We start from the raw sequence: 19,073 nt of genomic DNA on the forward strand, positions 1-19,073 counted from the left end.
CATCAGCATGACTCGCACGGCCAGCACCAAATGGGAATCCCAATTCGGACTCGTTTGTCGCGATCAATCCACTAGATCCGGCGCGCCACGATGAATCGCGCAGGCGGTTTTTTCGGAAAAACCCCTGTCTCAAGGATCTCGAACCCCGCCCGCCGGATCGTGTCATCCAGCGTAGCGATGTCAAAGACACTGACATAAGGGGCCTTGCCGATCGCCCTCAGCACCGGAATGATCATCCGGATCCACAATTGCGCATCGCGCAGGCAGACCGATTTGGAGATCAGGTAGCCGCCGGGCCGCAACCGCGCGTGAATTTGGGCCAGGTCGGACTCCAGGTTCGGCAGCAGGTGCAGCAGGTTGAACGCCATCACCACGTCGAATGGCCCTTCCGGTGCGTGGTATGGGTCGGCGACGACAAAGTCCAGATTGTGTTGATCGGTGATCTTGCCGCGAGCGATATCGATCATCGCGGGTGAAAAATCCGTGGCGGTCAGTTCTGCCACTTTCGGTGCCAGCCGCAGCGCGGTGCTGCCGGTGCCGCAGCCCAGTTCCAGCCCACGCATGTCCGGGCGCAAGTAGGCCGACACCCGCGCCAGTGTATGTTCATAGGCATCCATGTCCCGGATAGGGGACTTGGCATAGCGCGCGGCGGCGCGGTCCCAGAAGGTGGCGTCTTGCATTCGGTGCTCTCCCGTTTCTGTCGATGCGCACTATTCACCATGCGCGAGTTTTCAGGAATTGCGAAAATCTGCCTTTCGGATATACGGATTTGCATGAATTGGAGCGCAATCACCTTCGACTGGAACCAGGCGCGGGCTTTCCTCGTCACCGCCGAGGCCGGGTCGTTTTCCGCTGCGGCCCGGCAACTGGGCCTGACCCAGCCGACGCTTGGCCGCCAGGTCGCCGCGCTGGAAGAAGCGCTGGGGCTGGTTCTGTTCGAACGGGTCGGGCGATCGCTGGAACTGACGCAATCGGGCCGGGATCTGCTGGCGCATGTGCGCGCCATGGGCGATGCGGCGATGCAGGTCTCGCTTTCCGCCACCGGCCACGTGCAAGAGGTCGCGGGCCCGGTCAGCGTTTCGGTCTCGGACCTGCTCGCGGTGCAGCTGATGCCGCATCTCGCCGAACGGCTTGGCCGCGTGGCGCCGCAGATCACGCTCGACGTGGTGGCCTCGAACCGGATCAGCGACCTGCAACGCCGCGAGGCCGACATCGCCGTGCGCCACGTCCGCCCCGATCAGCCAGAGCTGATTGCCCGGCTGGTGCGCCAGTCGCCGGCGCAGTTCTTCGCCGCCAGCAGCTACCTCGACCGGGTCGGCCGCCCGTCTTCGCTGCAAGATCTGGCCCGGCTCGACTTCATTGGCCTGCGTCCGTTCAGCGAAACCGTCAAAGTGCTGAAAACCTACGGCGTGCCGATCTCCGAAGACCGGGTGCGCGTCACCTCGGACAGCGGCGTGGTGGTCTGGGACATGGTCCGGCGCGGTCTTGGCATCATGCCGATGATCCGCGATCAGGCCATCGGCACCCCCGGCATCGAAACCGTCCTGCCCGAGTTTTCGCTGTTGACCGTGCCCTACTGGCTGACGGTTCATCGCGAATTGCACAGCAGCCGTCGGATCCGGCTGGTGTTCGACCTTCTGGTCGACCTGCTGTCGGCCCCGGTCCTGCTGCCAGCCTAAGCGCCCGACAGGCCCCGCGCGCGATCCGCGCCCTGTTTTTCGCCTTGCTGAAATCCCCTTGGGGGGCTCCGATGTCGCACCAATGGTCCAATCGGTCATCGAAGCGGAGGGGGCACGCGCCCTAGCCACACGGCGCATGACAAGAAAAAGGCGCGGCCGTTTCCGACCGCGCCCAAGACCCTTGCGTCGCCCGGATCACATTCCCGGATACAGCGGGAACCTGGCGCACAGCGCCTCGACCTCGCCGCGGACCTTGGCCTCGACCTCGCCATTGCCGTCCTCACCATTGGCCTTCAGCCCGTCGACCACTTCGACGATCCAGTCGGCGATCTGGCGGAACTCGGCCTCGCCGAAGCCGCGGGTGGTGCCGGCCGGCGTGCCCAGGCGGATGCCCGAGGTCACCATCGGTTTTTCCGGGTCAAACGGGATGCCGTTCTTGTTGCAGGTGATGTGCGCGCGGCCCAGGGCCTTTTCGGTGGCGTTGCCCTTGACGCCCTTGGGACGCAGATCGACCAGCATCACATGGGTATCGGTGCCACCGGTGACGATGTCCAGGCCGCCTTTCATCAGTTGATCGGCCAGCGCCACCGCATTGGCGCGCACGGCCTTCTGATAGGCCTTGAACTCGGGGCGCAGCGCCTCGCCGAAGGCCACCGCCTTGGCCGCGATCACGTGCATCAGCGGGCCACCCTGGATGCCCGGGAAGATGGCCGAGTTGATCTTCTTGGCCAGGGCTTCGTCGTTGGTCAGGATCATGCCGCCGCGCGGGCCGCGCAGGGTTTTATGCGTGGTGGTGGTGGCCACGTCGGCATAGGGGAAGGGCGAGGGGTGTTCGCCCGCCGCCACCAGACCGGCGAAGTGCGCCATGTCGACCATCAGGTAGGCGCCGACCGAATCCGCGATCTCGCGGAACTTGGCAAAGTCGATCTGGCGCGGGATGGCCGAGCCGCCGGCGATGATCAGTTGCGGCTTGTGTTCTGCGGCCAGCGCGGCGACCTCGTCATAGTCCAGCAGCGAATCCTGCTTGCGCACGCCGTATTGCACGGCGTTGAACCACTTGCCCGACTGGTTCGGCGCCGCGCCGTGGGTCAGGTGCCCGCCCGAGGCCAGGTTCATGCCCAGGATGGTGTCTCCGGGCTTGATCATCGCCATGAACGCGCCCTGGTTGGCCTGCGACCCCGAATTCGGCTGAACGTTGGCAAAGTCGCAGCCGAACAGCTTCTTGGCGCGTTCGATGGCCAATTCCTCGGCCACGTCGACCCATTGGCAACCGCCATAGTAGCGACGGCCCGGGTAGCCTTCGGCGTATTTGTTGGTCATGACGGAGCCTTGCGCCTCCATCACGGCGCGGCTGACGATGTTTTCCGACGCGATCAGTTCGATCTCGTTGCGCTGGCGGCCCAGTTCTCCGGTGATCGAGGCAAAGAGGTCGGGGTCGCGGTCGGCCAGCGTTTCGGTGAAAAAGCCTTCGTCGCGGTGCGAAGCGGTCATGCGCGTGTCTCCGTCAGATGGGAATCGTGGTTGGCGGGGTTGGTATCGGAAACCGGGGTCTGCGCAAAGACGGGAAAACGACACAGCGGGAAAGTCTTGCGTCTTTGCTGGTCCCCGGGGGCGGATTGTGATTGTTTCGAACCCGAATGCACCGGACAGGAAACAGCATGTCGCTTCGTATCGCCTTTGCCGCCTCGAACGCCCCGATCGCGCGCGCGGCGCTTGCCTCGCTGACCCGGCGTTATGGCGACCATTCCGAAGCCGGCGCCGATGTGATCGTTGCCCTTGGCGGCGATGGGTTCATGCTGGACACGCTGAACCGCACGCAGACCCTTTCGGTGCCGGTCTACGGCATGAACCGGGGGACCGTCGGGTTCCTGATGAACGAATATTCCGAACATGGGCTGGAAGAACGGCTTGAGGCCGCGGAAGAGGCCGTGCTGCACCCGCTGTCGATGCGCGCGGTGACCCCGGATGGCGATGAATACCGTGAATTGGCGATCAACGAAGTGTCGTTGCTGCGCGCGGGCCCGCAGGCGGCCAAGCTGCGGATCAGCGTCGACGGCAAGCTGCGGATGCCGGAACTGGTTTGTGATGGCGCACTGGTGGCGACGCCCGCGGGGTCGACCGCTTATAACTATTCCGCGCATGGGCCGATCCTGCCGATCGGCGCCGACGTTCTGGCGCTGACCGCGATGTCGGCGTTTCGGCCAAGGCGCTGGCGCGGCGCGCTGTTGCCCACCAGCGCGGAAGTCACCTTCGAGGTGCTGGACCACGAGAAACGCCCGGTCATGGCCGAGGCCGACGCGCGGTCTGTTCGCAATGTGGTGCAGGTCGATATCCGATCGGAGCCGGAGATCGAACACCGGGTGCTGTTCGACCCGGGCCACGGGCTGGAAGAACGGCTGATCCGGGAACAGTTCGTGTGACCGGGCGCGATTTTTCGAGGAAAAATCGCAAGGGGGCTCTGCCCCCTCGGCCTGCGGCCTCACCCCGGGGATATTTGCAGCAAGATGATGGAGCCGGGCTGTGCTGACGCTTGAGGGGCTGCACCATGTTGCACTGATCTGTTCGGATTACGACAGGTCACGGGCGTTCTATGTCGACCTGCTGGGGTTGCGGGTTGTGGCCGAAACCTATCGCGCGGCGCGGCAGAGCTGGAAGCTGGACCTGGAGTTGCCGGACGGGGCACGGGTGGAGCTGTTCACCTTTCCGGGCGCGCCCGCGCGGCCCTCACGTCCCGAGGCGCTGGGGCTGCGGCACCTGGCGTTTCGTGTCGCGGATGTGACGGCCGCGAAGCAGTGGCTTGAGGCGCAGGGGGTCGCGGTCGAGGAGATTCGCATCGATGCGCTGACCGGGAAGCGATTCACCTTCTTCGCCGATCCCGATGAACTTCCGCTGGAGTTGTACGAGCGCTGAGGCGCATACTGGCGGGCGACTCAGACCTTTGCGAGGAAAGCCCCATGCGCCTGTTTCCCGTTCTTGCCAGCCTGTCGATTGTGTTGTCCGGCGCGGCTCGCGCCGACTGTGCCAGCGATGCCGAGATTGCGGCTTTCGTCGGCAGCTTCACCGCCAAGACACCGGCCAAGGCGCTGGGGGCGGGAGGATCGATGGAAGATGCGCTGTGCACCGCCGGCAAGCTGCGGACCGCGCTGTCGGCGCAGCTGGGGCCGGTGGTGGGGTACAAGGCCGGGCTGACCAGCAAGCCCGCGCAAGAGCGGTTCGGCGTCAGCGAACCGGTCTGGGGGGTGCTGTATCGCGACATGCTGCTGGAGGACGGGGCCGCGGTTCCGGCGAAATTCGGGACGGTGCCGTTTTTCGAGGCTGACCTGGTGCTTGTCGTGGGGTCTGACGCGATCAACAGCGCCACCACGCCGGAACAGGCGATGGCGGCGGTGTCCGAGATCCGGCCCTTCATCGAACTGCCCGACCTGACGCTGGCGCAGGGCGAGCCGATCACCGGGGAGACCCTGACCGCCATGGGTGTCGGTCCGCGGCTGGGGGTGCTGGGGGCACCGGTTGCCGTCGGCGATCCGGCGCGGATGGTGCAGGCGCTGGGCGCGATGAGGGTGACTGTGCGCGCCGCCGATGGCAGCACCCTGGTCGAGGTGCCGGGCGCCGCCGTGCTGGGCAACCCGCTGAACTCGGTGCTGTGGCTGCTGTCCAAGGGGGTGCGGTTCCAGCCCGGCGACCTGATCAGCGTGGGGTCCTTCGGGCCGCTGTTGCCGCCGGGCAAGGCCGGTGGGGGCGCGACGGTGACCTATGCCGGTCTGCCGGGCGATCCGTCGGTGTCGGTGACCTTTACCGACTGACCCCGGCAGGTGGGACACCGCGCCACATCGAAGAACCTATATCTGTGATATAGCAAATTGCTTGCGCGAACGGGAGTTTCTCCCACCCGGGCCCTTGGCCCGAACCAAGAAAGTACCTCCATGAAACAGTCCCTCCTGATGGACAAATACCCCTGCTTCGATCTGGAACTGCCGAAGTCGGAAACCTCTTGTGCCAGCGTCGACGACGTGATCGCCGCGCTGAAGGCCAAGATCGACGCGCATCCGAAAGTGGCTTATATCGCCACCTTCGACCACTATGCCCACACCAGCAGCATCGAGGGCGAGATCGCGCCAACGATCAAGGCGGCCAAGAACATCGTCTTCTGCTTTGGCATCGCGCTGCCGAACCCGCATGTGCTGTCGGTGCGTCCGCGTTCGATCGGCGTGGCCGATCTGGGCGACCGGTTCCACGTCTCGTTCCTCGAACCGCCGATGAAGCCCGCGACCGAGGCGATGGAAGCCTGGTGCAAGGCGCTGGCCGACAAGGTCGCCGCCTGAGTGCACAAACCTGAGCGCAGAAACGCCGCCCCCGGGGGCGGCGTTTTTTTGTGGCAAGGTCAGCCGTGAAAGCTGAGCACCCCGAACAGCACGGCCAGCGCGGCGCTGGCGGTGGCCCCGGTCACCAGTGTGTTCAGCAGGGGCAAGGGCGGGGGCGTGCCACCTTTCAGCGCGCGCAGGATGCGGGTCAGCAGCACCGCGACAAAGCCCGTGAGCGTTGCGACAAAGACCATCTTGATCCAGAACAGCGGGGCTTGCGCGGCAAGCCCGCCGCGCCAGCCATAGACCAGCCAAAGCCCGGTCAGCCACAGCACCGCAACCGCGCCACCGGCGGAAAAGGCCAGCCGCCGCCGCACCGGGCCCATGGCCAGCTTGACCGGCGGCTCCGCCGTGGCCTGCGCGGCGCCGATCATCAGGCTGGCGACGCCGCCGCCGATGCCAAGGGCAAAGGCCAGGTAGTGCAGAATGACCAATGCGTCACGCATCTTGGGTTCCTTCCGGGGTGTTGCGTGACCTGACTGTCAAGCAGGCGGCGCGGCGCGTCAATCGCCGAGCGCGCTGGTCCGGCGGCGCCCGTGCAGATGCCCGCGAATTCAGCGCCAACAACGCAAAACGCCGGGGTCACCCCCGGCGTTTCGCACGCTTGTCCGGCGAACGGCTCAGCCCTTGGCAAAGCCCAGGCCCTGAAGCGCGACCTTGATCTCGTCCAGGATGGCGGGATCGTCGATCGTTGCGGGCATCTTGAACGCTTCGTTGTCGGCGATCTTGACCATGGTCGCACGCAGGATCTTGCCCGAGCGGGTCTTGGGCAGGCGGTCGACCACGCAGGCCAACTTGAACGCGGCCACCGGGCCGATCTTGTCGCGGATCAGCTTGACGCATTCCTTGACGATCTCGTCATGCGCGCGGTTGCAGCCTGCGTTCAGGCACAGGAACCCCAGCGGTGCCTGACCTTTCAGCGTGTCGGCCACGCCGATCACGGCGCATTCGGCGACGTCGGGATGGCTGGCCAGAACTTCTTCCATCGCGCCGGTGGACAGGCGGTGGCCGGCGACGTTGATCACGTCATCGGTGCGCGCCATGATCGAAACATAGCCGTCTTCATCCATCATACCCGCATCGCCGGTCTCGTAGTAGCCGGGGAAGGTGTTGAGGTAGCTTTTCTTGAACCGGTCCTCGGCGTTCCACAGGGTCGGCAGCGTGCCCGGGGGCAGCGGCAGCTTGATCGCGATGGCGCCCAGCGTGCCCGCCGGAACCGGATGGCCCGCGTCGTCAAGGATCGTCACCTCGTAGCCCGGCATCGGCACGGTCGGGCTGCCCAGCTTGACCGGCAGTTCCTCGATCCCCAGCGGGTTGGCGGCAATCGCCCAGCCGGTTTCGGTCTGCCACCAGTGGTCGATCACCGGCACGCCCAGTTGATCCTGTGCCCAGACGATGGTGTCGGGGTCGGCGCGCTCGCCGGCCAGGTAAACCTGCTTCAGGCAGCCCAGGTCGTATTTCTTGACGTACTCGCCCTTGGGGTCCTCGCGCTTGACCGCGCGGAAGGCAGTGGGGGCGGTGAAGAAGCTTTTCACCTTGTGTTCCGAGATCACCCGCCAGAACGTGCCCGCGTCGGGGGTGCCGACGGGCTTGCCTTCGAAGACGATGGTGGTGTTGCCGTGGATCAGCGGGCCATAGCAGATATAGCTGTGACCGACGACCCAGCCCACGTCCGACGCGGCCCAGAACACGTCGCCCGGATCGACGTTGTAAAGGTTCTTCATCGTCCAGTTCAGCGCCACCATGTGGCCCGCGGTGTGGCGCACCACGCCCTTGGGCTGGCCGGTGGTGCCAGAGGTATAAAGGATATAGGCCGGGTGGTTGCCCTCGACCGGGACGCATTCCGCCGGTTGCACGCCATACTGGAAGCCGTGCCAGTTGTAATCGCGACCCTCGATCAGTTGCGCCACTTCCTGTTCGCGCTGATAGATCACGCAGAAGTCGGGCTTGTGGGTGGCAAGGTCGATGGCGCCGTCCAGCAGCGGCTTGTAGTGCACCACGCGGTTCGGCTCCAGCCCGCAGCTTGCCGCGATGATCGCCTTGGGTATCGCGTCGTCGATCCGCACCGCCAGTTCGTTCGCGGCGAACCCGCCGAACACGACCGAATGGATCGCGCCCAGACGCGCGCAGGCCAGCATGGCTTCCAGCGCTTCGGGGATCATCGGCATGTAGATGATGACGCGGTCGCCCTTTTCGATGCCCTTGGCGCGCAGCGCACCGGCCAGCGTCGCCACGCGGTTGCGCAGTTCGACATAGGTGATCTCGCGCTTGGTGTGGGTGATCGGGCTGTCATAGATGATCGCGGTCTGTTCGCCGCGCCCGTTTTCGACATGGCGGTCGACCGCGTTCCAGCAGGTGTTGACCATGCCGTCGGCGAACCATTCGTAAAGGTGATTGCCCTTGTCGAAGAGCGCCTTCGACGGGGCCTTGTCCCAGTCGATGGCCTTGGCCGCGTCCATCCAGAAGGTTTCCGGGTCCGCCTGCCAGCTTGCGTAAACATCCTTGTAGCCCATGACCGATCTCCTCCTCGTGTCTGCCCGAGGTGTTACGAGAGGCAGGCGGTCTGAGGCAAGCCTGTTACCGGAAGCAGCGTCAGATTGGCGCGAAAATTTTGCAGATATTGCGGATTTCTGTCTGCAAACTTTTGCAAAACTTCGAAAATATGGATGGTTTTTGCGAAAAATCTGGGAGTTTGCAAATTTCTGACCCCAAAAGCTGCAAAGCTGTCCGTCCGGATGCGGCTGGCATCGTCACCGGGATTGGGCTAGGCGCCTCGCAGTTCTTACGGAGGCAAGACATGCAAGCGGCACTGGCCGGGTTCGGGCTCGGGTTCTCGCTGATCCTGGCGATTGGCGCCCAGAACGCTTTTGTCCTGCGCCAAGGGCTGCGACGCGAACATGTCTTTGCCATCGTGCTGACCTGCGCGCTGTCCGACGCGCTCCTGATCGCCGCAGGGGTTGCCGGGTTTGGTGCGCTGGCCACGGCGGTGCCGCTGTTCGAGCCGGTGATGCGTTGGGGCGGGGCTGCCTTCCTGGCCTGGTACGGTGCGCGCAGTTTCGTGGCCGCCTGGCGCGGGCAGGACAGTCTGAAGGCGGGCAAGGATGAGCGTACCAGCCTGCGCGCGGCGTTGCTGACGGTGCTGGCCTTCACCTGGCTCAACCCGCATGTCTACCTGGATACGGTCGTGCTGATCGGGTCGATTTCGGCGCAGTATGACAACCGGGTGATGTTTGGGCTGGGCGCGGGGCTGGCGTCTTTCGTGTTCTTCTTCTCGCTGGGTTACGGCGCGCGGCTGCTGGGCCCGGTCTTTGCCCGGCCCCGCGCCTGGCAGGTGCTGGACGCGGGCATCGGCTGCGTGATGTGGATCATTGCCTGGTCGCTGATCGCCTGAGCCGGACCGGTCGGGGAAGGGGGCAGGGGGCGCTGCCCCCTCTGTCGCCTGCGGCGCCATTCACCCCCGGGATATTTCCGGCCAGAAGAAGCCGCTGGCGGGGGTTGCAATCCCCGGCCAAGGCGCGTTTGAGTGACGCCATGGAACCGCGCGTGCAACGCCCCCTGCGGGGCATCTTCTGGATGGCCGTCACCGGGCTGTGCTTCGTCATGGTCACGGCGCTGGTGAAACTGTTGCACGGGCGGGTTCCGGCGGCCGAAGCGGCGTTCCTGCGGTATCTTCTGGGCCTGGTGTTCCTGATCCCGATGTGGCGCGACCTGCGGTCGGCGAACCTGAGCGGGCGGCAGATCAAGCTGTTCGGCATTCGGGGGTTCGTGCATTCGCTGGGCGTGATTCTGTGGTTCTTTGCCATGACGCGCATCCCGATTGCCGAGGTGACGGCGATGAACTACCTCAACCCGGTCTACGTGACCGTGCTGGCGGTGTTCTTCCTTGGGGAAAAGCTGGCCGCGCGGCGGATCCTGGCCATCGTGGCGGCGCTGATCGGGGCCTTCGTCATCCTGCGGCCGGGGTTTCGGGAACTGGACGCGGGGCATTTCGCGATGATGGGGACGGCGATGCTGTTCGCCGTGTCCTACCTGCTGGCCAAGATCTTTGCCGACAGCGTCAAGCCGGCCGTGGTTGTGGCGATGTTGTCGATCACCGTCACCATCGGGCTTGCGCCTTTTGCCGTCGCGGTCTGGGTCACGCCGGGCTGGTGGGACATCTTCATCCTGTTCTGCGTTGCCTGTTTCGCCACCGCGGGGCATTTCACCATGACGCTGGCCTTTGCCGAGGCGCCGGTATCCGTGACCCAGCCGGTCACCTTCCTGCAACTGGTCTGGTCGGTGGCGCTGGGGGCGCTGGTCTTTGGCGAAGGCATCGACATCTGGGTGATCCTGGGCGGCACGGTCATCGTCGCGGCGGTCAGCTTCATCAGCTGGCGCGAGGCGGTGTTGCGCCGCCGGATCACCCCGCAAATCCATGCGCCGAAGGTCTGAAAAAAGGTTGTTTCCGCTGGCGCAATAATACCCGGAACTGTCCCAATTCGTGCCACAATCCGGCGACAGGCTGATCCTCAGGAAACGACCTGATGGAGAGTGCAATGTTTGCCGAGAATAAACTGACCGATGACATGAACGAAGTTTTCGACTTCCTGAAGCGCGAGCGCGAAAAGGTTCTGTCCGAGGCTGAATGGAAGTTTCGCATGCGGGGATACGGCTATCGCATCAAGCGCGTCGAGGACGGGCTGGAAGTGTCGAAATTGCCGCAGATGAATGTTCTGGGTGTGCTGCACGCCTGATTGGCACCGCGACACCTTTGAAAAGACGAACGCCCCGGGTTTGTTCCCCGGGGCGTGTCTGTATTCAGCGGGCCGGTATCCCGCGATCAGGTGATCACGTCCGGTGCGTCCCGTCCGGTGCGCGAGGTGATCCCGGCAATCGCATCTGCGGCGGCGATCACGTCTGCCAGCGCGTCTTGCGGATCCTTGTCCATCTGCGCGGAGTCGGTTTCCAGCCGTTCCAGATAGACGCGCAGCGTTGCGCCTTCGGTCCCGGTGCCGGACAGGCGCAGGACGACCCGTCCGCCACCCTCGAACATCATCCGCAAGCCCTGGCCTTCACTGCGCGACCCGTCAACCGGATCGTCATAGGCAAATTCATCGGCCCCGGTTACCGTCAGTCCGGCCACGCTGCTGCCGGGCAGGGTGGCCAGTTGCCCGCGCACCGCGTCCATCAGGCCGTTGGCGGCGGCGCTGTCCACGGCCTCGTAGTCGTGGCGGGAATAGTAGTTGCGTCCGAATCTTGCCCAGTGATCGGTCATGATGTCGGCCACCGACTGACCGCGCTTCGCCAGCACGTTCAGCCAGAACAGCACCGCCCAGAGCCCGTCTTTTTCGCGCACGTGGTCTGATCCGGTCCCCGCGCTTTCCTCGCCGCACAGGGTCGCGCGGCCCGCGTCCAGCAGGTTGCCGAAGAACTTCCAGCCAGTGGGGGTTTCGTAGCAGGCAATGCCAAGGCTGTCGGCCACCCGGTCCACCGCGCCCGAGGTCGGCATCGACCGGGCCACACCCCTCAGGCCGCCGGCATAGGCCGGGACCAGCGTTGCGTTTGCCGCCAGCACGGCAAGGCTGTCGGAGGGGGTCACATAGGCCCCCTTGCCCACGATCATGTTGCGGTCGCCATCACCATCCGAGGCCGCGCCGAAATCGGGGGCATTGTCGCCATACATTTCTTCCATCAACGGCTTGGCCCAGATCGGGTTCGGGTCGGGATGGCCGCCGCCGAAATCCGGGCTGGGCGCGGCGTTGATCACCGATCCCGCAGGCGCGCCCAGTGTGCCTTCGAGGATCGCCCTGGCGTAGGGACCGGTAACCGCGTGCATCGCGTCGAACCGCATTCGAAAGCCACCGGCAAACAGCGCGCGGATCGCGTCGAAATCAAAGATCTCGGCCATCAGGTCCTGGTAGTCGGCGACGGGATCGACCACCTCGATTTCCATCGCGCCCAGCGATGTGGTCCCGGGCGTGGACAGGTCTACGTCCTGTGCGTCCAGCATCTTGTAGGCGGTCAGCGTCTTTGTTTCGGCAAAGATCTTCTCGGTCATGCCTTCCGGGGCGGGGCCGCCGTTCGCGGCGTTGAACTTCACGCCGAAATCCTCGTTCGGGCCGCCGGGGTTGTGGCTTGCCGACATGATGATGCCGCCATCGGTGCCGCGCTTGCGGATCAGGTGCGACGCGGCGGGGGTCGACAGGATCGCGTTCTGGCCAACGATCACCTTCTTGGCGCCGTTCGCGGCTGCCATGCGCAGGATCACCTGCGCCGCGCGATCGTTGAAGTAGCGCCCGTCGCCCCCCAGAACATAGGTCTTGCCATCGGCACCCCCGGTGCCGTTGAAGATGCTCTGCACGAAATTCTCAAGGTAGTGCGGCCCCATGAAGACCGGGGTCTTCTTGCGCAGGCCGGACGTGCCGGGTTTCTGCCCTTCGATCGGTGCGGTTGCGACGGTGTGAATGCTCATTGGCCCCTCCGGTCTCTGTCTTGGTTGCGCATCACTTGCGCGGTCCGTATGACACTATCATGGCACGAAATGGATTTTGCGGGGACCGGCAAACGCAACCGCCAGTTGGGATATTCAGTTGTTGTTCCCGGCAGGTTGGGCTGGTCGTCCATCCCCAGCAGGATTTCCGCCTGAAGTCCCAGCAGTCGGCTGGGTGTCTGCGCCAGGAAGGTATGCAAGGCATCTTCCGTCGGTTCCGGCAACAGCGCGTCCAGCGCCGCGACTTCTGCCTGGCGGTGCGCCTGTTCGTCCTTGGCCTGATCCGCGTCTATGCTGCCCGTGTCCTGCCGCGCGGCGATGTCCAGCCCCTTGCGCCAGCCCCGCCACGTCGGCAGGTCGTGGGTGGAAAAGCTGGCGATGGCCGCAGCGTCATAGTCCTGCGCAGCGCGAAACACCGGCGGCTGCCAAGAGCGGCGCTCGAACATGGCCACCCGGCAGCCCAAGATCCCCGACGCTTCCAGCGCGGCACGCAGACCGTCGGGAATGTTGCCAAGGTCTTCGCCCACAACGGTCGCGCCGGCACGCGCGGCTTCGATCCGGACCACAGCCAGCATGGCATCGCGCGGCATCTGGACATAGGCCCCCGGCGCGCCGTCCGGCACCCAGAACGCCCGTTCGAACCCAAGGATATGGTCGATCCGCAGCACGCCCGCGACGCGCACCTGCCGCCGCAGCGTTTCGGCCAGCGGCGCATAGGCCCGGGCGCGCAAGGCGCGCGGGTTGAACGGTGCAAGGCACCAGTTCTGACCATCGGCAGAAAACGCATCGGGGGGTGAGCCGAGCGAGGCGCCAAAGGCAAAGCTTTCGCGGTCTTCCCATGTCTCGGCGCCGTAAGGGTGGGTGCCCACCGCAAGGTCAAGGTAAAGGCCATGGGCCATACCGCTGGCCTTTGCCTGCGCCTGTGCCCCTGCCAGCGCGGTTTCCGCGCGCCATTGCAGCCAGGCATGGAACCGCACCTCTGCGGACAACTCGGTCGCGGCAGCAGCGACAGCGGGGTTGTCGGGATGGTGCAGCGCCTCGGGCCAGGTGTTCCAGAACGGCCCATGTCTCTCGGACAGCGCCTGGTAAAGCGCAAAGCGGTCCAGCGGGACGCCTTCCGCGGCGACGTAGGCATCGAACGCCAGATCGCCGGTGAAGGCGGCATAGTCCGCACGCAGCGCCGACATCCGGGCCGGGGTGTCGGTGGCGTACTCAACCAGTGGTCCGGCCGTGCCGCTGCCGCCGGGCAGGTGCAGCACGTTCAGCCGCCGCCGGTGGGACGGCGTGTAGGGGCTGAAGGCGCCGGGGTCGGATGGAAACCCTGCATGCACCGGGTTGATCCCCAGGAACGCGCAGCCCAGCGAGCCAAGTCCTGTCGCCAGTTCCGCCAGATCGCCATAAGTCCCGATCCCGGTCTCCGACAGGCCGTAAAGCGGCGCGATCACCCCCCAGCAGGGGGCGGGCAGCGGCAGGCGAACCGGGGCGGACAGCAGCGTGTACCGTGCCTTGCCCGCCGTCAGGCTGTGAATGCCCAGGGGCAGCGCGGGCAGGGGGCCGGTGCCATCCTGTTTCTGGCCGTCCTCAAGCACAAGGGTCCAGCGCCCCTTGACCCGCAGGCCAGGGGGCATGCCCACCTCGCAGATCACATCCTGCGGCAGGTCCACGTCGTCGCCCATCGCCGCCAGCAGCGCCGCGGCGGTTTCCTCGGACGTGTCGCGGACCACGCCGGTCGTGTCCTTGAACGACATCAGGATCCCCGCCGCCCTGGCGCGGGCCAGAAGGTCAGTCACGGCTAGGCTCCAGCACGAAGGCCAGCACCGACCGCGCCGGCACTTTGAGGGGCGCGCGCGTCACAGGGTGGGGCAGGGCGTCAGGCGTGTTTGTGTCAATACACAGCGTCCATTGCCGTCCGCCGGCCGTTGGCGGCAGCGTGACCACCACCGGGTCGCCCGCGTTGAACACCAGAAACAGTGCCTCTTCGCGCTGGGCATAGGGCGGTGTACCCGACGCCATCCGCATTTCGGCGCACAGCACGCGCAGCGAACTGTCGCCCCAGTCCTCGTTCGACATCGGCGTGCCGTCGGGATGACGCCAGAACAGGTCTTCGATCCCGTCGACGGCGCGTTCGCGCGAATGCAGGAACCGTTTCTGCCGCAGGATCGGGTGATCCTTGCGAAACGCCACCAGCCGCCGGACAAAGCGCATAAGGTCCTCGTCGGCCTCGTCCCAGTCGATCCAGCCGGTGGGGTTGTCCTGGCAATAGGCGTTGTTGTTGCCGCGCTGCGAATTGCCGATCTCGTCCCCGGCAAGGATCATCGGCGTCCCCTGACTCAGCAGCAGCGTCGCCAGCATGTTGCGGCGGCGCTGCGCGCGGGCGGCGGCAATCTTGGGGTCTTCGGTCGGGCCTTCGACCCCCATGTTGTCGGAAACGTTTTCGCCGTGGCCGTCGCGGTTTTCCTCGCCGTTGGCCTCGTTGTGCTTGGTGTCGTAGCTGACCACGTCCATCAGCGTGAACCCGTCATGCGCGGTCACGAAGTTGACGGAACTGGTGGCCGGGCGCCCGGAATGGTCGAATTGCAGCGCCGACCCGGTCAGCCGATCGGCCAGCGTTGGCACCTGGCCCACGTCGCCGCGCCAGAACCGGCGCACCCCGTCGCGGTACTTGTCGTTCCATTCCAGGAACGGCGGCGGGAACCCCCCGACCTGATAGCCACCGGGGCCGATGTCCCAGGGCTCGGCGATCAGCTTGACCTTGGTCAGCACCGGGTCCTGCCGGATCGCGTCAAAGAACGCGGCCCCCCTGTCGAACCCGGTGGGCGTGCGCCCCAGCGTCGAGCACAAGTCGAAGCGGAAGCCGTCGACATGCATGACCTGCACCCAATAGCGCAGCGAATCCAGCACCATGCGCAGCACCATCGGGTGTTCGATGTTCACCGTGTTGCCGGTGCCGGTGTCGTTGATGTAATAGCGCGGGTCCTGCGCAAGCCGGTAATAGCTGCGGTTGTCCAGCCCGCGAAAGGCCAGCGTCGGACCCAGTTCAGACCCTTCGCAGGTGTGGTTGTAAACCACGTCAAGGATCACTTCGATCCCGGCACTGTGCAGCCGCGCGACCATGTGCTGGAATTCCGACAGCTGGGCGTGCGCCATGTAGCGCGGATCGGGCGCGAAGAACCCCAGCGTCTGGTACCCCCAGTAATTCACCAGCCCCTTTTCCACCAGGAACCGGTCATTCAGGAACGCCTGCACCGGCAGCAGTTCCAGCGCCGTGATCCCCAGCCGGGTCATGTGGTCCAGCATCTGGTCCGATGCCAGCCCAAGGAAGGTGCCCCTGTGCGGCACCCCTTGCCGCAACGCGGTCAGGCCCTTCACATGCGCCTCATAGATCACCGATTGCGCGATCGGCGTGTTCGGCGCGGTGTCGCGGCCCCAGTTGAAACTGGGGTCCTCGACCACGCAACGCGGCATGTAGGGCGCACTGTCGCGGGTATCGAAGCTGAGGTCGGCATCGGGCGATCCGATGGTGTACCCCATCAGCGCGTCATGCCATTGCGGATGGCCGGTCAGGCGCTTGGCATAGGGGTCGATCAGCAGCTTGTGATAGTTGAACCGGTGCCCCATGTGCGGGGCATACGGCCCATCCGCCCGCAAGCCGTACAACTGTCCCGGCCGCAGCCCGGCGACATAGCCGTGCCAGACGTCGCCGTCGCGCTCTGGCAGGTCGATACGGTGGGTTTCCTGCTTTCCATCCGGGGAAAACAGACACAGCGTCATCCGTCGCGCATGTTCCGAAAACACGGCAAAATTCACGCCTTCGCCGTCAAACGTCGCGCCCAGCGTGTGCGGGCGCCCTTCGGTCATCTTGATGTGCAAACTCATACAGGTCCGGTTATGGTCTGGAACAGATCGGCATAGGCCCGGGCAGAGCTGTCCCAGCCGACAGGATGCGCCATGGCATTGCGCAGCATCTTGTCCCAGATGTCGGGCTGACGGTAAAGCCGACAAAGCCTGTGGATCGCATTAACCAGCGATTGGGTGTCGACGGGATTAAATTGTATGCCGGTTGCCACCCCCGCGGCCAGCGTAGCCGCAGTCGCGGGGATCACCGTGTCCGCCAATCCGCCGGTCAGCGACACCAGCGGCAGCGTCCCGTAGTGCAGCCCGTAAAGCTGGGTCAGCCCGCAGGGTTCGAACCGCGACGGCACCAAGATGGCCTCTCCGCCCGCGATCATCCGGTGCGACAGCGCCTCGTCATAGCCGATGTGCACGGCCACGGCGGGATGGCGTTCGGCCAGCGCGCGGAACTGCGCCTCCATCGCGGCATCGCCACTGCCCAGAAGTGCCAGTTGCCCGCCGTTTTCCAGCAGCGCCGGCAGCGCCTCGATCAGCAGGTCCAGCCCCTTTTGCCCGGTCAGCCGCGAAATCACCACGCAAAGCGGGCCATCGCCTTCGGGCAGGCCAAATTCCGCGCGCAAGGCCTTGGTGTGTTTTTCCTTGCCGCGTCGGGTCTTGTAGTCGGGCGCCCAGACCTCCAGGTCGATGCCGTTCAGAATGCCCGACAAATCGCCCGCCCGGTCGCGCAGCACGCCTTCCAGGCCCATTCCGAACTGCGGGGTCATCAGTTCTTCGGCATAGGTGGGGCTGACGGTGCTGATCTTGTCGGCATAGACGATCCCGGCCTTCAGCGCCGAAATCTGTCCCCAGTATTCGAACCCGTCGCGGGTGAAGCCCTGTGCGGGCAGATCCAGCGCCGACAGCAGATGCGCGGGGGCCAGCCCCTGGAACGCGATGTTGTGGATCGTGATCAGCGTCTTGATCCGCTCTGCCAGCCGGAACTCGCGCAGGTAGACCGGGGTCAGCCCGGCCTGCCAGTCGTGCAGGTGCAGCGCTTGTGGCCGCCAGCCTTCGATGCCGTGCAGCGCGATCAGCGCGGCGGCCCTGGACAGCGCGGCAAATCGCACCGGGTTGTCCGGCCAGTCCTTGCCGTCCGGCCCCAGATAGATATTGCCCGCCCGGTCAAACAGGTGCGGCGCATCCAGGAAATAGATCGCCGCAGCGCCCATCTGTCCGCGCCGGATCGCCGCCGCGCCGCCGAAAAGGTCCTCGATCTGGAAAACCGACGGCACTTCGCCTGTCGCTTCGCGCACCGCGGGGTAGAACGGCAGCAGGCTGCGCATCTCGACCGCGGCAGATGCCAGCGCGCCCGGCAGGGCCCCGGCCACGTCGGCCAGTCCCCCGGTTTTGACGAAGGGGACACATTCCGACGCAACGGACAGCACGCGGGTCATAGGCCTTCGGCCCTCCGGTCCAGCATTTCCTGTGTGATCAGGGTCACGCCACCACCGGTGACGCGGAACCACTTGGCGTCGTCTTCCGGATCTTCGCCCACGACCAGACCTTCGGGGATGATCACGCCGCGGTCGATGACCACGTTGGTCAGTCGCGCATGGCGCGAGACATAGGCATAGGGCAGCACAACCGCGCCTTCCAGCGTGGAATAGGAATTGGTGTGCACCTGCGTGAACAGCAAAGAGCGCCGGATTTCTGTCCCCGAGATGATGCACCCCCCCGACACCAGCGAACTGACCGCGCTGCCGCGGCGGTCGGGCTGGTCGTGGATGAACTTGGCGGGCGGGACGCTTTCGGAATAGGTCCAGATCGGCCAGCTGCGATCCCACATGTCCAGTTCCGGCGCGAAATCCGTCATGTCGATATTGGCCTTCCAGAACGCATCGACCGTCCCGACGTCGCGCCAATAGGCCGGGGCATCGGGCCCGCTGCGCACGCAGCTGTCGGTGAACCGATGCGCCTGGGCCTTGCCGTTCTTGACGATGTCGGGGATCAGATCATTGCCGAAATCGTGGCTCGAATTCGGATCGTCCATATCCTCCAGCAGTAGGGCGCGCAGGAATTTCCAGTTGAAAACATATATCCCCATCGACGCCAGCGCATTCTCCGGGTCGCCCGGAATGCCCGGCGGATCGGCGGGTTTTTCAAGGAAAGACGTGATCCGGTCGGTTTCGTCCACCGCCATCACGCCAAAGGCCGTCGCATCCATCCGCGGCACCGTCAGGCAGCCGATGGTGACATCGGCCCCGGCGGTCACATGATGCTGGATCATGCGCTCGTAATCCATCTTGTAGATGTGATCGCCCGCAAGGATCAGAACGTAGTCCACGTCATAGCTGTCGATGATGTCGATGTTCTGCGCCACCGCGTCAGCGGTGCCCCGGTACCATGTCGCCTCGTCATAGCGTTGGCTGGCGGGCAGGATGTCCAGGAATTCGTTGCGTTCGGCGCGGAAAAAGTTCCAGCCGCGCTGGACATGGCGGATCAGGCTGTGCGCCTTGTATTGCGTCGCCAGCGCCATCTTGCGAATGCCGGAATTCAGCGCGTTGGACAGGGCAAAATCGATGATGCGGGTTTTGCCGCCAAAATAGACGGCGGGTTTGACCCGTCGGTCGGTCAGCTCTTGCAGGCGCGACCCACGCCCGCCCGCCAGAACGAAGGCCATGCTGCGGCTGGCCAGTCTGCTGTTTTGTACCATGCGGTTTCCCCCCTTATCAA

Annotated in this window: 17 protein-coding genes; 8 read left to right on the top strand and 9 right to left on the bottom strand. The window is 65.1% G+C overall.

Annotated features, from left to right (window positions below; all coding sequences use genetic code 11):
• Nucleotides 1–71 precede the first annotated feature (71 nt).
• Complete coding sequence (locus VK792_RS17040; RefSeq protein ID WP_326299073.1) at nucleotides 72–680, bottom strand: class I SAM-dependent methyltransferase; 609 nt, start codon at nucleotides 678–680, stop codon at nucleotides 72–74.
• A 93-nt stretch (nucleotides 681–773) separates the two neighbouring features.
• Between VK792_RS17040 and VK792_RS17045 the strand changes: the two genes are divergently transcribed.
• The gene (locus tag VK792_RS17045) at nucleotides 774–1,679 is read left to right on the top strand and encodes a LysR family transcriptional regulator (protein ID WP_326299074.1); all 906 of its coding nucleotides are present in this window, start codon (nucleotides 774–776) and stop codon (nucleotides 1,677–1,679) included.
• A 195-nt stretch (nucleotides 1,680–1,874) separates the two neighbouring features.
• Here VK792_RS17045 and glyA read toward each other — a convergent pair whose 3' ends face one another.
• Nucleotides 1,875–3,170, bottom strand: a complete 1,296-nt coding sequence (gene glyA / locus VK792_RS17050) for a serine hydroxymethyltransferase (RefSeq protein WP_326299075.1) — start codon at nucleotides 3,168–3,170, stop codon at nucleotides 1,875–1,877.
• 167 nt (nucleotides 3,171–3,337) lie between these two features.
• On the opposite strand from glyA, the gene VK792_RS17055 reads away from it, so the two are divergent.
• From VK792_RS17055 to VK792_RS17070, 4 genes are all read left to right on the top strand, one after another.
• Nucleotides 3,338–4,099, top strand: a complete 762-nt coding sequence (locus VK792_RS17055) for an NAD kinase (RefSeq protein ID WP_326299076.1) — start codon at nucleotides 3,338–3,340, stop codon at nucleotides 4,097–4,099.
• 100 nt (nucleotides 4,100–4,199) lie between these two features.
• Entirely contained in the window at nucleotides 4,200–4,589 is a 390-nt protein-coding gene (gloA2, locus tag VK792_RS17060; RefSeq protein ID WP_326299077.1) for an SMU1112c/YaeR family gloxylase I-like metalloprotein, read from the top strand.
• A 44-nt stretch (nucleotides 4,590–4,633) separates the two neighbouring features.
• Nucleotides 4,634–5,482 (top strand): 2-keto-4-pentenoate hydratase, encoded by an 849-nt coding sequence (locus tag VK792_RS17065; RefSeq protein ID WP_326299078.1) that lies wholly within the window; start codon nucleotides 4,634–4,636, stop codon nucleotides 5,480–5,482.
• Between the two features lie 120 nt (nucleotides 5,483–5,602).
• Nucleotides 5,603–6,001: a DUF6858 family protein gene (locus VK792_RS17070; RefSeq protein ID WP_326299079.1), complete on the top strand. Its 399-nt coding sequence runs from the start codon at nucleotides 5,603–5,605 to the stop codon at nucleotides 5,999–6,001.
• A 59-nt stretch (nucleotides 6,002–6,060) separates the two neighbouring features.
• Here the strand turns inward: VK792_RS17070 and VK792_RS17075 are convergent, their stop codons facing one another.
• On the bottom strand, nucleotides 6,061–6,486 hold the full coding sequence (locus VK792_RS17075) for a hypothetical protein (RefSeq protein ID WP_326299080.1): 426 nt from the start codon (nucleotides 6,484–6,486) through the stop codon (nucleotides 6,061–6,063).
• Between the two features lie 174 nt (nucleotides 6,487–6,660).
• A complete protein-coding gene (prpE, locus tag VK792_RS17080; RefSeq protein ID WP_326299081.1) occupies nucleotides 6,661–8,553 on the bottom strand; it encodes a propionate-CoA ligase PrpE in 1,893 nt (630 codons plus the stop codon).
• Nucleotides 8,554–8,837: 284 nt separating this feature from the next.
• On the opposite strand from prpE, the gene VK792_RS17085 reads away from it, so the two are divergent.
• From VK792_RS17085 to VK792_RS17095, 3 genes are all read left to right on the top strand, one after another.
• Nucleotides 8,838–9,431 (top strand): LysE/ArgO family amino acid transporter, encoded by a 594-nt coding sequence (locus tag VK792_RS17085; protein WP_326299082.1) that lies wholly within the window; start codon nucleotides 8,838–8,840, stop codon nucleotides 9,429–9,431.
• A 140-nt stretch (nucleotides 9,432–9,571) separates the two neighbouring features.
• The gene (locus VK792_RS17090; protein WP_326299083.1) at nucleotides 9,572–10,471 is read left to right on the top strand and encodes a DMT family transporter; all 900 of its coding nucleotides are present in this window, start codon (nucleotides 9,572–9,574) and stop codon (nucleotides 10,469–10,471) included.
• Nucleotides 10,472–10,575: 104 nt separating this feature from the next.
• Nucleotides 10,576–10,773, top strand: coding sequence for a hypothetical protein (locus tag VK792_RS17095; RefSeq protein ID WP_326299084.1), 198 nt, complete (start codon nucleotides 10,576–10,578; stop codon nucleotides 10,771–10,773).
• 86 nt (nucleotides 10,774–10,859) lie between these two features.
• On the opposite strand, the gene VK792_RS17100 is transcribed toward VK792_RS17095, so the two are convergent.
• The 5 genes from VK792_RS17100 to glgC are packed head-to-tail and all read right to left on the bottom strand — an operon-like array spanning nucleotide 10,860 to nucleotide 19,053.
• Complete coding sequence (locus VK792_RS17100) at nucleotides 10,860–12,491, bottom strand: alpha-D-glucose phosphate-specific phosphoglucomutase (RefSeq protein WP_326299085.1); 1,632 nt, start codon at nucleotides 12,489–12,491, stop codon at nucleotides 10,860–10,862.
• A complete protein-coding gene (gene malQ / locus VK792_RS17105; protein WP_326299086.1) occupies nucleotides 12,488–14,299 on the bottom strand; it encodes a 4-alpha-glucanotransferase in 1,812 nt (603 codons plus the stop codon). Before malQ ends, VK792_RS17100 begins: the two co-directional genes overlap by 4 nt.
• The gene (gene glgX / locus VK792_RS17110) at nucleotides 14,292–16,367 is read right to left on the bottom strand and encodes a glycogen debranching protein GlgX (protein WP_326299087.1); all 2,076 of its coding nucleotides are present in this window, start codon (nucleotides 16,365–16,367) and stop codon (nucleotides 14,292–14,294) included. The genes malQ and glgX overlap by 8 nt, the downstream gene beginning before the upstream one ends.
• Before the next feature lie 14 nt (nucleotides 16,368–16,381).
• A complete protein-coding gene (gene glgA / locus VK792_RS17115) occupies nucleotides 16,382–17,794 on the bottom strand; it encodes a glycogen synthase GlgA (protein ID WP_326299088.1) in 1,413 nt (470 codons plus the stop codon).
• Nucleotides 17,791–19,053 (bottom strand): glucose-1-phosphate adenylyltransferase, encoded by a 1,263-nt coding sequence (glgC, locus tag VK792_RS17120; RefSeq protein WP_326299089.1) that lies wholly within the window; start codon nucleotides 19,051–19,053, stop codon nucleotides 17,791–17,793. Before glgC ends, glgA begins: the two co-directional genes overlap by 4 nt.
• Between the last annotated feature and the right edge of the window lie 20 nt (nucleotides 19,054–19,073).

Origin of the sequence: Mesobacterium hydrothermale (assembly GCF_035818635.1) — a bacterium.
GTDB classification, from domain to species: Bacteria; Pseudomonadota; Alphaproteobacteria; order Rhodobacterales; family Rhodobacteraceae; genus Mesobacterium_A; species Mesobacterium_A hydrothermale.